Raw genomic sequence first — 14,578 nt, 5'->3', positions numbered from 1 at the left:
AACGTTGTGAAGGGCTTTGTATCCGGCCTGAAAAGGCGTCGATAGGCGGTGTTTGGGATGAACGATCAACTGCGCAACTCATTTGCCTCGCTGGCGCCGCCGATTGTGGCGTCACCGGCCAAGCGGATTCAGGCGCTGACCGGCGACCCGGATTTCATGACGTCCCTGGCCAGAGGTTTGGCGGTGATCCATGCCTTTCAGGAGCGTAAGCGTCAATTGACGATTGCCCAGATCAGCCATCGCACGGAAATCCCCCGCGCGGCGGTACGCCGTTGCCTGCATACGTTGATCAAGCTGGGCTACGCCACCAGTGATGGCCGGACCTACTCGCTGTTGCCTAAAGTGCTGACGTTGGGGCATGCCTATCTATCATCGACGCCGCTTGCGATCTCGGCCCAGCCTTATCTGGACCGCATGAGCGATCAATTGCATGAGGCCTGCAACATGGCGACCCTCGAAGGCGACGATATTCTGTATATAGCCCGCTCGGCCACGACCCAGCGATTGATCTCGGTGGACCTCTCGGTGGGCGGACGGTTACCCGCCTATTGCACGTCCATGGGGCGCATTCTGTTGGCTGCGCTGGACGATGTTTCGCTCGGTGAATACCTCGATCACGTCGACCTGCAACCTAAAACCAGTCGCACGTTATCGACACCCGAGGACTTGTTGGAATGCCTGCAGCAGGTTCGCCAGCAGGGCTGGTGCATCGTTGACCAGGAACTCGAGCAAGGCCTGCGCTCGATTGCCGTCCCTGTATATGACGCCTCCGGCCAAGTGTTGGCCGCACTCAACGTCAGCACCAGCGCTGGACGCGTGGCCCGCAGTGAATTGGAGCAACGCTTTCTGCCAATCATGCTCGATGCCAGCCGCGATTTGAGTACACAGCTATTTACCTGACATTTTGAATACAGGGTGCCTGTTCGATCTCTTCGCGAAGAGCGGGCACTTTCAGCCTTCAGTCGCCTTCTTTAATTTGTGCGATTAACGAACGGTTAGTCGATTATCGGATTGTTTGCCCCTTCGCTCAGGCATAACCTGATTCGCATTCCAGCGCAGCTCACTTGCGCTATTTATTGATTGTGATGCGAGATCGGGAGCAACTCCATGGCTGAAATTCTTTCTCTGCACGATGCCGTGAAGCAATTCGTCAACGATGGCGACATCGTTGCACTGGAAGGCTTCACCCATCTGATACCCACTGCTGCGGGCCACGAAATCATTCGTCAGGGTAAAAAAGACCTGACCTTGGTGCGCATGACCCCCGACTTGATCTATGACCAATTGATCGGTGCCGGCTGTGCGAAAAAACTGATTTTCTCGTGGGGCGGCAACCCTGGTGTTGGCTCCTTGCATCGCTTGCGTGACGCGGTCGAGAAACAGTGGCCGCATGCGATGGAAATCGAAGAACACAGCCACGCGGACCTTGCCAACGCCTATGTTGCAGGTGCGTCCGGGCTGCCTTTCGCGGTGCTGCGGGCTTACGCCGGTTCCGACCTGCCCAAGGTCAACCCGATGATCAAAACGGTCACCTGCCCCTTCACCGGTGAAGTGCTGGCGGCGGTCCCTGCTATACGCCCGGACATCACCGTGATCCATGCGCAGAAAGCGGACCGTAAAGGCAACGTGCTGCTGTGGGGCATTCTGGGTGTGCAGAAAGAAGCGGCACTGGCGGCCAAGCGTTGCATCGTCACGGTTGAGGAGATCGTTGATGACCTCAAGGCCCCGATGAACGCTTGCGTACTGCCGACCTGGGCCCTGAGCGCCGTCTGCCTGGTCCCCGGTGGTGCGCATCCATCCTATGCCCATGGTTACTACGAGCGTGATAACCGCTTCTATCAAGCCTGGGACGCTATTGCCCGCGACCGTGACAGCTTCACTGCGTGGATTGCCGACTATATCCACGGCACCGCTGATTTCAATGAATTCAAAGCCCGGTTGGCTAGCGTTTCGGAGGCTCAATAAATGACGTACACCACCAATGAAATGATGACAGTCGCTGCAGCCCGTCGTTTGAAGAACGGCTCGGTCTGCTTCGTCGGCATCGGTCTGCCTTCCAAGGCCGCGAACCTGGCCCGCCTGACGTCCTCGCCGGATGTGGTGCTGATTTACGAATCCGGCCCGATCGGCGCCAAGCCGAACGTGCTGCCACTGTCGATTGGCGACGGCGAACTGGCGGAAACCGCCGACACTGTTGTCTCCACCGGTGAAATTTTTCGCTACTGGTTGCAAGGTGGCCGGGTCGACGTCGGTTTTCTGGGTGCCGCTCAGGTTGACCGCTTTGGCAACATCAACACCACCGTGGTGGGCGACTATCACAATCCGAAGGTCCGCTTGCCGGGAGCTGGCGGTGCGCCGGAGATTGCCGGTTCCGCGAAGCAGGTGTTGATCATCCTCAAGCAATCGGCGCGGGCGTTCGTCAACAAGCTCGACTTCATCACGTCTGTCGGTCACGGCGAAGGCGGGGATTCACGCAAGAGACTCGGTTTGCCCGGTGCCGGTCCGGTGGGGATCATCACCGATCTGTGCATCATGGAACCTGAAGCCGGTACCCATGAGTTCGTGGTCACGACCCTGCATCCAGGCGTGACTCGCGAGCAAGTCATCGCCGCCACCGGTTGGGAATTGCGCTTTGCCGAGAATGTCGTGTACTCGGCTGAACCTACCGAAACAGAATTGACCGCTTTGCGTGATCTGGAAGCGCGTACCGCCATCGCTCATGGTCAGGCACCGGGAGAAGCATGATGCGTGACGTTTATATCTGTGATGCGATTCGTACACCGATTGGCCGTTTTGGCGGTGGCCTGTCGACGGTGCGTGCCGATGACCTGGCTGCACTGCCGATCAAAGCGCTGATGGAGCGTAACCCGTCGGTGAACTGGGACGAGGTCGATGAAGTGTTTTTCGGCTGCGCGAATCAGGCCGGTGAAGACAACCGCAATGTGGCGCGTATGGCCGCTTTGTTGGCGGGCCTGCCGCAGAGCATTCCCGGGGTGACCCTCAACCGTCTTTGCGCCTCGGGCATGGACGCGGTCGGTACAGCCTTCCGCGCCATCGCCAGCGGTGAGATGGAGCTGGCGATTGCTGGCGGTGTTGAGTCGATGTCCCGCGCGCCTTTCGTCATGGGCAAGGCTGATGCCGCGTTTTCGCGCAACATGAAACTGGAAGACACCACCATTGGCTGGCGCTTCATCAACCCATTGATGAAGGCTCAGTACGGCGTCGATGCCATGCCGCAGACCGGCGACAACGTCGCTGATGACTATAAGATTTCTCGTGCTGATCAGGATGCTTTCGCCCTGCGCAGCCAACAGCGCACGGCCGTGGCTCAGGCCGCAGGCTATTTCGCTGAAGAAATCGTGCCGGTGCGTGTTACGCACAAAAAAGGCGAAACCATTGTCGCGCACGATGAACACCCTCGTGCCGATACCAGCCTGGAAACCCTGAGCAAGCTTAAACCGGTCAACGGGGCAGGCAAGACCGTCACCGCTGGCAATGCTTCAGGCGTCAATGATGGCGCGGCAGCCATGATTCTGGCCTCTGCCGACGCCGTGAAAAAGCATGGTTTGACCGCCCGGGCTCGGGTGCTGGGGATGGCCAGCGCGGCAGTCGCTCCGCGCGTGATGGGCATTGGTCCGGTGCCTGCAGTTCGCAAACTGGTCGAGCGTCTTGGCTTGGCCGTGACTGATTTCGATGTGATCGAACTCAACGAAGCCTTCGCCAGCCAAGGCCTGGCTGTGTTGCGTGAACTGGATCTCGCCGATGATGCGCCGCAGGTCAATCCCAACGGTGGGGCGATTGCGTTGGGTCATCCTTTGGGCATGAGTGGCGCACGTCTGATTCTGACGGCCCTGCATCAGCTGGAAAAAACCGGTGGCCGGAAAGGGCTCGCGACCATGTGCGTGGGGGTCGGGCAAGGCTTGGCGTTAGCCATCGAAAGAGTCTGATCACAACGTTTTAAAGCATCCAGGAAAGGACCGCCTCCACAAGAGTCGGACCCTCTTCTGGATGATTGCGTTTTGAGAGGTCAGTTGGTTACAGAATGTGTCTAGAATGGGGTAGTTACCCCTCAGAGTGAACTCCCAATGACAATAACAAGTACCACCGTCTCCGAGCCCGTGCATTACACCGGGGAGGAGCGTCGCAAGCGGATTTTTGCCATTGTCGGTGCCTCTTCGGGCAACTTGGTGGAGTGGTTCGACTTCTACGTCTACGCCTTCTGTGCCATTTATTTCGCGCCGGCCTTTTTCCCTTCCGATGACCCGACCGTGCAGTTGCTTAACACGGCGGGCGTGTTCGCCGCCGGTTTTCTGATGCGTCCGATCGGTGGCTGGCTGTTTGGCCGGGTGGCCGGGTGGCCGACAAGCATGGCCGCAAGAACTCCATGATGATCTCGGTACTGATGATGTGCGGTGGTTCACTGGTCATCGCCTGCCTGCCGACCTACGGCACGATTGGCGCGTGGGCACCGGCCTTGCTATTGGTCGCCAGGCTGTTCCAGGGGTTGTCCGTGGGTGGCGAATACGGCACCACGGCAACCTACATGAGCGAGGTTGCGCTCAAAGGGCAGCGCGGCTTTTTCGCTTCGTTCCAGTACGTGACCCTGATCGGCGGCCAGTTGCTGGCTGTGTTGACAGTGGTCATCCTGCAGCAGTTTCTCAGTACTGAAGAGCTGCGTGCGTATGGCTGGCGCATCCCGTTCGTGGTTGGCGCCATCGCAGCAGTGATTTCCCTGTTCCTGCGTCGCTCGCTCAAAGAAACCACGACGGCAGAAACGCGTAAGGACAAAGACGCCGGGAGCATGCGGGCGTTGTTCAGGGATCACAAAACGGCCTTTATCACCGTGCTCGGTTACACCGCCGGTGGCTCGCTGATTTTCTACACCTTTACCACCTACATGCAGAAATACCTGGTGAACACCGGGGGCATGGAAGCCAAAACCGCTAGTTACATCATGACCGGCGCGCTGTTCCTTTATATGTGCATGCAACCACTGTTCGGTATGTTGGCGGACAAGATCGGGCGCCGTAACTCGATGCTGTGGTTCGGCGCGCTGGGCACACTGTGTACGGTGCCGATTCTGATGACGCTGAAAACCACGACCAATCCGTTTATGGCGTTTCTCCTGATCACTCTGGCGCTGGCGATTGTCAGCTTCTACACCTCGATCAGCGGTCTGGTAAAAGCCGAGATGTTCCCGCCTCAAGTTCGTGCATTGGGTGTCGGCGTGGCCTATGCCGTGGCCAACGCGATCTTTGGTGGCTCGGCCGAATACGTCGCGCTGAACCTGAAGAATATGGGTATGGAGAGCAACTTCTACTGGTACGTGACCGTCATGATGGCGATCGCTTTCCTGTTCAGCCTGCGCCTGCCGAAACAACCGGCGTTTTTGCATCACGATCATTGATCCATCCGCGCGCGCCCGGAAGGGCGCGCGTCATTTAGATTATGCGTTCATGTAACGTGCCCGAAGGAGGCTGCTGTGGGATTTGTACAACTTGCCGATGGTCAACTGCACTATCAACTTGATGGCCCGAAAGATGTGCCGGTACTGGTCTTGTCCAATTCGTTGGGCACCGACCTGCATATGTGGGACACCCAGTTGCCGACCTTCGGCAAATACTTCCGTGTCCTGCGCTACGACACCCGCGGGCACGGTCGCTCGCTGGTGACGCCGGGCCCCTACAGCATCGAGCAATTGGGTCAAGATGTGCTGGCGTTGCTCGACGGGCTGAAGATTGAACAGGCGCATTTTTGCGGTTTGTCCATGGGCGGCCTGATTGGCCAATGGCTGGGTATCCATGCCAACGAGCGGCTGCACAAGCTGGTGCTATGCAACACCGCGGCTAAGATCGGCGGTCCCGAGACCTGGGATCCGCGAATTGAAACGGTGCTGCGCGATGGCCCGGCGGCTATGGTCGCGTTGCGTGATGCGTCAATCGCACGCTGGTTCACGCCTGAGTACGCCGCCGCCAACCCGGATCAGGCCAAGCGCATTACCGATATGCTCGCGGCGACTTCGCCCGAAGGTTATGCCGCAAACTGCGCCGCCGTGCGCGATGCGGATTTCCGAGAGGATCTGGGGTCGATCAGCGCGCCGACACTGATCATCTCCGGTATCCACGACCCGGTGACGCCGCCTGCGGGTGGGCGTTTTATCCACGACCATATCGATGGCGCCGAGTACGAAGAAGTCCACGCGGCGCACCTGTCCAACGTAGAGGCGGGCGAGGTGTTTACCAGTCGGGTGTTGGCGTTTTTGTTGAGCTGAGCAGGATTGAGGCAACTAGGTTTCAGCCGCTCATAAAAAACCCACCAGACGGTGGGTTTTTTATGGGGTGCTGAAACTAGAACAGTCTGGTTTCAGGCACGTCGCCGGTCGCAGGTTTGGCCTGTCCGGTCTGTTCGTACCAACCGCCACCCAAGGCTTTGTACAGATTGACCTCGCTGACCAGTTGCGAGAGGCGATCAGTGATCAATGACTGTTGCGCACTGAACAGCGAGCGCTGGGCGTCGAGGAACGTCAGGTTGCTGTCGATCCCGATCCGGTAACGACGCTCGGCCAAACGGTAGTAGTCCTGGTTGGCAGCAACCAGATCACGCTGGGCCTTGAGCTGGTCGTTGTAGGTCTGGCGCGAGGCCAGCCCGTCGGAGACTTCCTGGAACGCGGTCTGAATGGTCTTTTCGTAATTGGCGACGCCAATGTCTTTCTGGATTTTGGAGTAATCCAGGCTGGCACGCAGGCTGCCCGCGTTGAAAATCGGCAGATTGATTTTCGGCGAGAACAACCAAGTGCCCGAGCCGCCATTGAACAGCCCGGACAGATCAGGGCTGGCAGTGCCGGCACTGGCTGTCAGGGTGATGCTTGGGAAGAACGCGGCTCGCGCTGCGCCGATGTTGGCGTTGGAGGCCTTGAGCTTATGCTCTGCTTCAAGGATGTCCGGGCGCCGTTGCAGCAAGTCCGACGGCAAGCCCGCCGGCATTTTGCTGAGCAGATCGGCACTGAGCGGCTGGCTTGCAGGCAAGTTGGCCGGGAGGCCGGTGCCCAGCAGCAGCGTCAGGTTATTCTGGTCTTGAGCGACCAGCCGTTGGTATTGCGCCAGTTTGACACGGGCACCTTCAACCGACGTCCGTGACTGGCTCACGTCCAGCGCAGAAGCGACGCCGACTTCATTGCTGCGGGCGGTGAGCCGGTAGCTCTCTTCGAACGCTTTAAGCGTGTCCTGAGTCAGCTTGAGCTGTTCCTTGTCTGCCTCCCATACCAGGTAGGCATTGGCGACGCTGGCCACCAAACTGATCTGCGTGCTGCGGCGAGCTTCCTCGCTGGAGAAGTAAGTCTCCAGCGCTTGCTCGCTGAGGCTGCGTACGCGGCCGAACAGATCCAGCTCATAGGCGCTGATGCCCAGGGTCGCCGAGTATTGACTGTTGATGCCCGCTTTGCCGCTGGTGGACAGGTCGGCCGGAACGCGTTGACGGCTGCCGCTGCCATCGGCCGAAACGGCCGGGAACAGGTCGGCGCGCTGGATGCGATATTGCGCACGGTAGGCGTCGATGTTCAGAGCCGCGACACGCAGGTCGCGGTTGTTGACCAGCGCGGTCTCAATCAGCTGTTGCAGGGCCGGGTCTTGAAAAAACTGACGCCAGCCTTGTTCGGCAGCGGCGACTGCGGCCGATTCAGTTGGCGAATAAGCCGGACCTTGTGGCCATTGCGCAGACACCGGCGCTGCTGGCTGATTGTAATCGGGGATCAACGAGCAGCCGCCAAGAATGAACGCGGTGACTGCCAGAGCGATCAGGGACTTGCTCATTGGCCAGCCTCATCGTGTGGAGTTTCTGTCGGTTTTACCTTGCTTTTGAACAGCGAGGATATCGAAACAAAGAACAATGGCACCCAGAAAATCGCCAGGACCGTGGCCGTAATCATACCGCCGATTACCCCTGTACCGATCGAGTGCTGGCTGCCCGAGCCTGCACCCGTGGAAATCGCCAGCGGGACCACACCGAGGATGAACGCCATGGACGTCATCACAATTGGCCTCAACCGCATGCGGCAGGCTTCAATCGCCGCTTCGGTATAGCTTTTCCCCTGCTCATGCAGTTCCTTGGCGAACTCGACGATCAGAATGGCGTTCTTCGCCGACAGACCGACGGTCACCAACAAGCCCACCTGGAAGAACACGTCGTTGGACAGGCCACGCATGCTGGTGGCTATCAACGCACCGATAACCCCCAGTGGCACCACCAGCATGACCGAGATAGGAATTGACCAGCTTTCATACAAGGCTGCCAGACAGAGGAACACCACCAGCAGCGACAGGGCGTACAGCGCTGGCGCCTGAGAACCGGACAGACGTTCTTCATAGGACAGGCCGGTCCATGAGTAACCGATACCGGCCGGGAGTTTTTTGATGATGGATTCGACTTCGTCCATGGCCTGCCCGGTGCTATAGCCCGGTGCTGGCACACCCAATATCTCTTCAGCGGTTACGCCGTTGTAACGTGACAGTTTCGGCGAGCCATACACCCACTTGCCACTGGCAAAGGAGGCGAAGGGCACCATCTCACCGGTAGCGTTGCGCACATACCACTTCTTCAAGTCTTCAGGTGACATCCGGCTGCCGGCTTCACCCTGAACGTAGACCTTCTTGACCCGACCGCGGTCGATGAAGTCGTTGACGTAATTGCCACCTAGCGCAATCGACAGCGTGGTGTTGATGTCCAGCATCGTCACGCCCAAGGCATTGGCACGTTCGTCATCGATGACCAGTTGGTACTGGGGCTCATCGTTCAGACCGTTGGGGCGCACACCTGCAAGAATCTTGCTTTGGGCGGCCAGACCGAGGAACTGGTTACGAGCCTCCATCAGCTTGGCATGGCCGAGCCCTGCCTGATCCTGCAGGTAAAGGTCGAAACCCGTGGCGTTACCCAGTTCCAGTACCGAGGGTGGAACGACAGCGAATGTCATCGAGTCGCGGAAGCTGAAGAAGTGTGCCTGGGCACGCTTGGCCAGCGCGAACACGCTGTTCTCGGCCGTGCGCTCGTCCCATGGTTTAAGCATGATAAACGCCAGGCCCGAACTTTGGCCGCGACCGGCGAAGTTGAAGCCGTTCACGGTGAACACCGACTTGACCCCTGCGCCTTCCTTATCGAGCAGGTAGCTGCGCATATTGTCGAGTACGGTTTGCGTACGCTCTGAGGATGAGCCCGCGGGTGTCTGCACCTGGGCGAAGATCACGCCCTGGTCTTCTTCTGGCAGGAACGCGCTCGGGATGCTGTTGAACATCCAGACCATCCCGGCAAAGATCAGCGCATAGGCCAGATAAGCCGGAGTTTTGTGCTTGATCATGTTGCCGACGCCGCGCTCGTAACTCAGTACGCTGCGGTCGAAGGTGCGGTTGAACCAGCCGAAAAAACCACGCTTGGGTTGACCGTGTTTTTCGTGGTCAATCGGTTTGAGCAGGGTTGCACACAACGCTGGCGTGAAGATCAGGGCAACCAGCACCGAGAGCGCCATGGCTGAAACGATGGTGATCGAGAACTGTTTGTAAATCACCCCTGTGGAGCCGCCGAAGAACGCCATTGGCAGCAGAACCGCCGACAGTACCAAGGCAATACCGACCAGAGCCCCTTGAATCTGACCCATGGATTTTCGCGTGGCGTCTCTGGGTGACAGTTTTTCTTCGGCCATTACCCGTTCGACGTTCTCCACCACCACAATCGCATCGTCCACCAGCAAGCCGATGGCCAGCACCATGCCGAACATGGTCAGGGTGTTGATGGTAAAGCCCGCCGCCGCGAGGACACCGAACGTACCGAGCAAGACCACGGGCACGGTCATCGTGGTGATGATCGTGGCCCGCAAGTTCTGCAGGAACAGGTACATCACCAGGAACACCAGAACGATGGCTTCGACCAGGGTGTGGATTACACCCGAGATCGATTCAGTGACGACTGGCGTGGTGTCATACGGATACACCGCTTTCATGCCAGGCGGAAAAAAAGGTTCCAGTTGGGCAATCGTGGTGCGGATCGCTTTCGCGGTGTCCAGTGCGTTGGCGCCAGTGGCCAGTTTAATGGCAAGGCCGGAAGCCGCTTTGCCGTTGAACTGGGCACTGACGCTGTAGTTCTCGCCCCCCAGACCGACGCTGGCGACATCTTTCAGGCGTACCTGGGAGCCATCAAGGTTGACCTTGAGTAGGATTTTTTCGAATTGTTCGGCTGTTTGCAGACGGGTTTTGCCAATGATGGTGGCGTTCAGTTGTTGGCCGGGAAGCGCAGGCAGACCACCGATCTGACCCGATGAAACCTGAACGTTCTGTGCCGTCATAGCGGCTTTAACGTCCACCGGGGTCAGCTGGAAGTTGTTCAGCTTGGCCGGGTCCAGCCAGATACGCATGGCGTACTGGGCACCGAAGACCTGAAAGTCACCGACACCGGCGGTCCGTGAGATAGGGTCCTGCATGTTCGACACGATGTAGTTGGCCAAGTCATCCTTGGTCATGCTGCCGTCTTCGGACACCAAACCGACGACCATCAGGAAGTTTTTCACCGCCTTGGTCACACGAATACCTTGCTGCTGCACTTCTTGTGGCAGCAGGGGTGTTGCCAGGTTCAGTTTGTTCTGGACCTGAACCTGCGCGATATCAGGGTTGGTGCCCTGGTTGAACGTCGCAGTGATGGTCATGCTGCCATCGGAGTTACTTTCAGAACCGACATACCGCAGGTTGTCGATACCGTTGAGTTGTTGTTCGATGACCTGAACCACGGTGTCCTGCACGGTCTGTGCGGACGCACCTGGGTAGGTCACCTGGATCGCGATGGCGGGCGGTGCAATGGCCGGGTATTGGTTGATCGGCAGTTTGAGGATCGAGAGTGCCCCGACCAACATGATGATCAGGGCAATTACCCAGGCAAAGATTGGACGGTCGATAAAAAATTTCGACATGAATTACTCCCCTTTACTGCTCGCGGCTTTTTCAGTGGCCGGTGCAGGTGCCGGGTTTGTTGCCTTGACGTTGGTCGCTTCGGCGACCTTCACTTCAGCGCCAGGTTTGACGTACTGCAGACCTTCGGTAATGACACGGTCACCCGGGTTCAGACCGCTTTCGACCAGCCAGTCGTTGCCAACGGTGCGCGAGGCCACAAGGGTGCGCAGTTCTACCTTGTTGTCCTTGTTCACGATCAGCGAGGTCGGCGTGCCTTTCAGGTCACGCGTTACGCCCTGTTGCGGAACCAGAATCGCGGCTTTGTTCACGCCAGACTGCAGTTGAGCATGCACGAACATGCCTGGCAGTAAGGTGTGAGCCGGGTTCGGGAACTTGGCGCGCAAGGTGACGGAGCCTGTGGTCTGATCGACCGAGACTTCCGAGAACTCCAGTTTGCCTTCAAGTGGATAGGGGCTGTTGTCTTCCAGGGTCAACTTGACCTTGGCCGCGTTTTCTCCGGCTTTTTGCAGTTGGCCGCCTTCAAGTTCATGCCGCAGCTTGAGCATGTCGGTCGAAGACTGGACAACGTCGACGTAGATCGGGTCCAGTTGCTGAATCACTGCCATGGCGTTGGTCTGGGCGTTATTGACCAGCGCGCCTTCTGTGACGGCAGAGCGGCCGATACGCCCGGAGATCGGGGCGAGCACTTTGGTGTAGCGCAAGTTGATCTGAGCGGTCTGCAGGGCTGCCTGTGCTTCCAGGGCGGAAGCTTGTGCCGTGTCGTATTCCTGGCGGCTCACCGCCTGCTCGTTCACCAACTGCTTATAACGATCAGCCAGCGATTTTGCCGACTGCAGGGTCGCCTTGGCACTGTTGGCCGTCGCTTCGTAAAGCGCCGGGTCGATCTGGTAAAGCTGCTCGCCAGCCTTGACGTCACCGCCTTCAGTGAACAACCGCTTGAGAATGATGCCGTTGACCTGAGGACGCACTTCAGCAATGCGGTACGCCGTGGTACGGCCCGGCAGCTCAGTGGTCAGGGTATAAGCTTGCGTTTGCAGGGTAACGACACCGACCTGAGGAGGGGGCGGCGCTGGCGCAGCCTCTTGCTTTTTATTGCATCCGCTGAGCAGTGTTGCCAGGGCGACGGCAGTGACCAGAACGGTAACAGCTGGCTTGAATTGCATGAAGATCCTCGGCTCAGGAGCTTGAGTTGCTCAAGAAAGTAAAAAGGTGAAAAAAGGGGTGACTAGATAAGTAGCATGCTAAGGAATATACTTACGTTCATGGTTGTTTGTAAATACCCTGCACTGCGACACTCCAGCACGGCAAGGCATGAAAGTAGGTCCGGGACAAGGCAATACAAAGGCTGCCCGGTGCAGTCGCAGGCCGATTGACGTCATCAGCTTGCGACATTTTGATTGAGGTTTTACTGCCATGGTCCGTCGCACCAAAGAGGAAGCTCAGGAAACCCGAAGCCAGATTCTGGAAGCTGCCGAGAAGGCGTTCTATGAGCGCGGGGTGGCCCGCACCACGCTCGCGGACATTGCCAAGCTTGCGGGTGTGACTCGTGGCGCCATTTATTGGCACTTCAGCAATAAAGCTGATCTGGTGCAGGCGATGCTCGACAGCCTGCATGAGCCGCTCGATGAAATGGCCAAAGCCAGCGAAAGTGAGGACGAAGTTGACCCGCTGGGCTGCATGCGAAAATTGCTGATTCATTTGTTTCATCAAGTTGCACTAGACCCTAAAACCCGTCGCATCAATGAAATTCTGTTTCATAAGTGCGAATTCACCGATGAAATGTGTGACATGCGGCGACAGCGTCAAGCTGCAGCCGTCGACTGCAATGACCGCATCGGGCTGGCCCTGAGCAATGCCGTGCGTAAAAACCAATTGCCTGCCGATCTGAACACCACACGCGCCTCGATCTGTCTGCATGGCTATATTGACGGCATTCTTGGCCAGTGGTTGCTGATCCCGGACAGCTTTGCGCTCTGTAAAGAGGCCGAGCAACTGGTCGATACCGTTCTGGACATGCTTCGCTTGAGCCCCGCTTTGCGTTCTTGAACGGTGCTCAGGCAGCGCTATCCGAACGAATATAACCGGATGGCGCTTGGCCTGTATTTATATCTTCCTGCACGTTGTCGGGATAGTTAGTTTACTAAGTATTTACCTAGGGCCTGTTGCCGTTTCACATGGATAGTCAAAGGAAGGCGTAGGGGATCAAGTCGTCCTGGCTGTCCGGCAGCGCAAGCAGAGCGTCGCGCTCAGTGACCGAGAGTATCGAGCGACGGGCATGTATCAGTTATCCTTGCATAAGTACTGGCAAAGGTTTCCCTACTTATTACCGAGCTCATGGGCCAACTGGGCTTTCTGCTCGCCGGCAGAGGCTCGTTGCCGACGTACGACGGTCTGCTCGTCGGGCAGGTTTTTTTGCGGCCTCGGTAAGCGCCGCGCTGCTTGGTCGGGGCAATGCCCTCGCGCCGTCGCTCGCGAAAGGCGACTCTATTCTTACGGAACAGCATCGCCTTCCCTGACATCCGGTTAGGGTGTACTTCAAACTTGCGTTTTCATGCTCCTGTTCTAAGCTATTAGTGGCCTAAAAATACGCAGTACAGTGATCTGTCTGACCTCTTGCGGATAGGCACTCGCTCACGATAGAAATGGAGCAATACGCATGACTAAGGACCTTGAAAATAATTTCGTGCGCATTAACCAAATAAAAGAAGTCATTGCTCCGGAAGAGTTTGTTAAAACACTTCAAACTCAAGCAGGATATGAGGGCGCGCCTCGGCAAAAAAAAGCTCGAACACGAACTCAAAAGGCAACAGGGCCTGGCCCAGTTCCGTCAGGTACTTTCCAAGTAATTCGTTATGATTATGATTATGGCGATGACGTCTTGGAGCTGCCTGCTAACCCTCCTTTTAAGTCAGAATTTCGCGCGGCGGTGTATCTGCCGAAAGACACCGAAGAAGCTCACCCCGTTGTTATTTTCTTACATGGTCGTCATCACGTGTGCTATTCGGCTACACTTGGTCGCGAACCTAAAATTCAAGCATGGCCCTGTCCGCCCAATAAAGCACCCATCCCCAGTCATGAAGGTTACAGCACGGCAGCAACAGAACTGGCTAGTCATGGTTACGTCGTTGTGTCCCTGTCGGCTAACGCCATTTACGGCATAGGATCAAAGCAACTCCCTAACCTGGAAAGTACATCGCGGGCTCATTTGATTTTAGCTCACCTTGACTTACTCACCGAAGCGAACAAAGGTAATTGCCCAGATCTTCCGCTCCTGAAAGGCAGGCTTGACCTAAACAACATAGGGTTGATGGGGCATTCGCGCGGCGGCGAAGGCGTCGCGCGGACTATCACCCTGAATCGTCTGCTGAAAAGAGGTTATGGTATACCGGCGGCTTTATTATTAGGGGGTACTTCGTATGAAGGTATCAGCGTCCCCGATACCCACACAGCGTTCATTCATCCGTTTTTAGACAGTGACTCCAAAAATTTAAACGGTCAACAATCTTTAGATCTCTCCAGGCTCGCATTCAATGACAATGTATTGCGAAGTTCCGTATTGCTGATGGGCGCCAATCATAACTATTTTAATGAAATATGGTCGCCCGGTTATCCATTGGGATAGGATGACGCTC

General features: G+C 57.2%; 10 protein-coding genes and 2 pseudogenes. 8 read left to right on the top strand and 4 right to left on the bottom strand.

The genetic code is table 11. From position 1 onward, the window contains the following. Window positions 1-57 precede the first annotated feature (57 nt). The 6 genes and pseudogenes from pcaR (at window position 58) to pcaD (ending at window position 6,271) form a co-directional block, all read left to right on the top strand. On the top strand, window positions 58-900 hold the full coding sequence (pcaR, locus tag RHM55_RS10175) for a pca regulon transcriptional regulator PcaR (protein WP_219062179.1): 843 nt from the start codon (window positions 58-60) through the stop codon (window positions 898-900). 207 nt (window positions 901-1,107) lie between these two features. After that, the gene (locus RHM55_RS10170; RefSeq protein ID WP_322181670.1) at window positions 1,108-1,965 is read left to right on the top strand and encodes a CoA transferase subunit A; all 858 of its coding nucleotides are present in this window, start codon (window positions 1,108-1,110) and stop codon (window positions 1,963-1,965) included. Then, entirely contained in the window at window positions 1,966-2,745 is a 780-nt protein-coding gene (locus tag RHM55_RS10165; RefSeq protein ID WP_322181668.1) for a CoA-transferase subunit beta, read from the top strand. It begins immediately after the preceding gene. Continuing rightward, window positions 2,742-3,947 (top strand): 3-oxoadipyl-CoA thiolase, encoded by a 1,206-nt coding sequence (pcaF, locus tag RHM55_RS10160; protein ID WP_322181666.1) that lies wholly within the window; start codon window positions 2,742-2,744, stop codon window positions 3,945-3,947. Before RHM55_RS10165 ends, pcaF begins: the two co-directional genes overlap by 4 nt. A gap of 138 nt (window positions 3,948-4,085) precedes the next feature. Next, window positions 4,086-5,407 (top strand): annotated as a pseudogene (locus tag RHM55_RS10155) (MFS family transporter). A gap of 75 nt (window positions 5,408-5,482) precedes the next feature. After that, window positions 5,483-6,271 (top strand): 3-oxoadipate enol-lactonase, encoded by a 789-nt coding sequence (gene pcaD / locus RHM55_RS10150; protein WP_322181663.1) that lies wholly within the window; start codon window positions 5,483-5,485, stop codon window positions 6,269-6,271. 76 nt (window positions 6,272-6,347) lie between these two features. Here the strand turns inward: pcaD and adeC are convergent, their stop codons facing one another. The 3 genes from adeC to RHM55_RS10135 are packed head-to-tail and all read right to left on the bottom strand — an operon-like array spanning window position 6,348 to window position 12,109. Continuing rightward, on the bottom strand, window positions 6,348-7,808 hold the full coding sequence (gene adeC, locus RHM55_RS10145) for an AdeC/AdeK/OprM family multidrug efflux complex outer membrane factor (protein ID WP_322181661.1): 1,461 nt from the start codon (window positions 7,806-7,808) through the stop codon (window positions 6,348-6,350). Continuing rightward, window positions 7,805-10,945 (bottom strand): efflux RND transporter permease subunit, encoded by a 3,141-nt coding sequence (locus RHM55_RS10140; RefSeq protein WP_322181659.1) that lies wholly within the window; start codon window positions 10,943-10,945, stop codon window positions 7,805-7,807. The genes adeC and RHM55_RS10140 overlap by 4 nt, the downstream gene beginning before the upstream one ends. A 3-nt stretch (window positions 10,946-10,948) precedes the next feature. Continuing rightward, window positions 10,949-12,109, bottom strand: a complete 1,161-nt coding sequence (locus RHM55_RS10135; protein WP_322181657.1) for an efflux RND transporter periplasmic adaptor subunit — start codon at window positions 12,107-12,109, stop codon at window positions 10,949-10,951. A gap of 250 nt (window positions 12,110-12,359) precedes the next feature. On the opposite strand from RHM55_RS10135, the gene RHM55_RS10130 reads away from it, so the two are divergent. Then, entirely contained in the window at window positions 12,360-12,992 is a 633-nt protein-coding gene (locus tag RHM55_RS10130) for a TetR family transcriptional regulator (RefSeq protein ID WP_322181655.1), read from the top strand. Between the two features lie 200 nt (window positions 12,993-13,192). On the opposite strand, the pseudogene RHM55_RS10125 reads toward RHM55_RS10130, so the two are convergent. After that, window positions 13,193-13,432, bottom strand: a pseudogene (locus tag RHM55_RS10125) (hypothetical protein); the annotation flags it as partial. A gap of 170 nt (window positions 13,433-13,602) precedes the next feature. Here RHM55_RS10125 and RHM55_RS10120 point away from each other — a divergent pair. Beyond that, the gene (locus tag RHM55_RS10120; protein ID WP_322181653.1) at window positions 13,603-14,568 is read left to right on the top strand and encodes a hypothetical protein; all 966 of its coding nucleotides are present in this window, start codon (window positions 13,603-13,605) and stop codon (window positions 14,566-14,568) included. Window positions 14,569-14,578 lie beyond the last annotated feature (10 nt).

Origin of the sequence: Pseudomonas sp. MH9.2 (genome assembly GCF_034353875.1) — a bacterium.
Classification (GTDB): Bacteria; Pseudomonadota; Gammaproteobacteria; order Pseudomonadales; family Pseudomonadaceae; genus Aquipseudomonas.
Note: the sequence above shows the minus strand (reverse complement) of the source record. Positions and strands in the feature narration are given on the sequence as shown.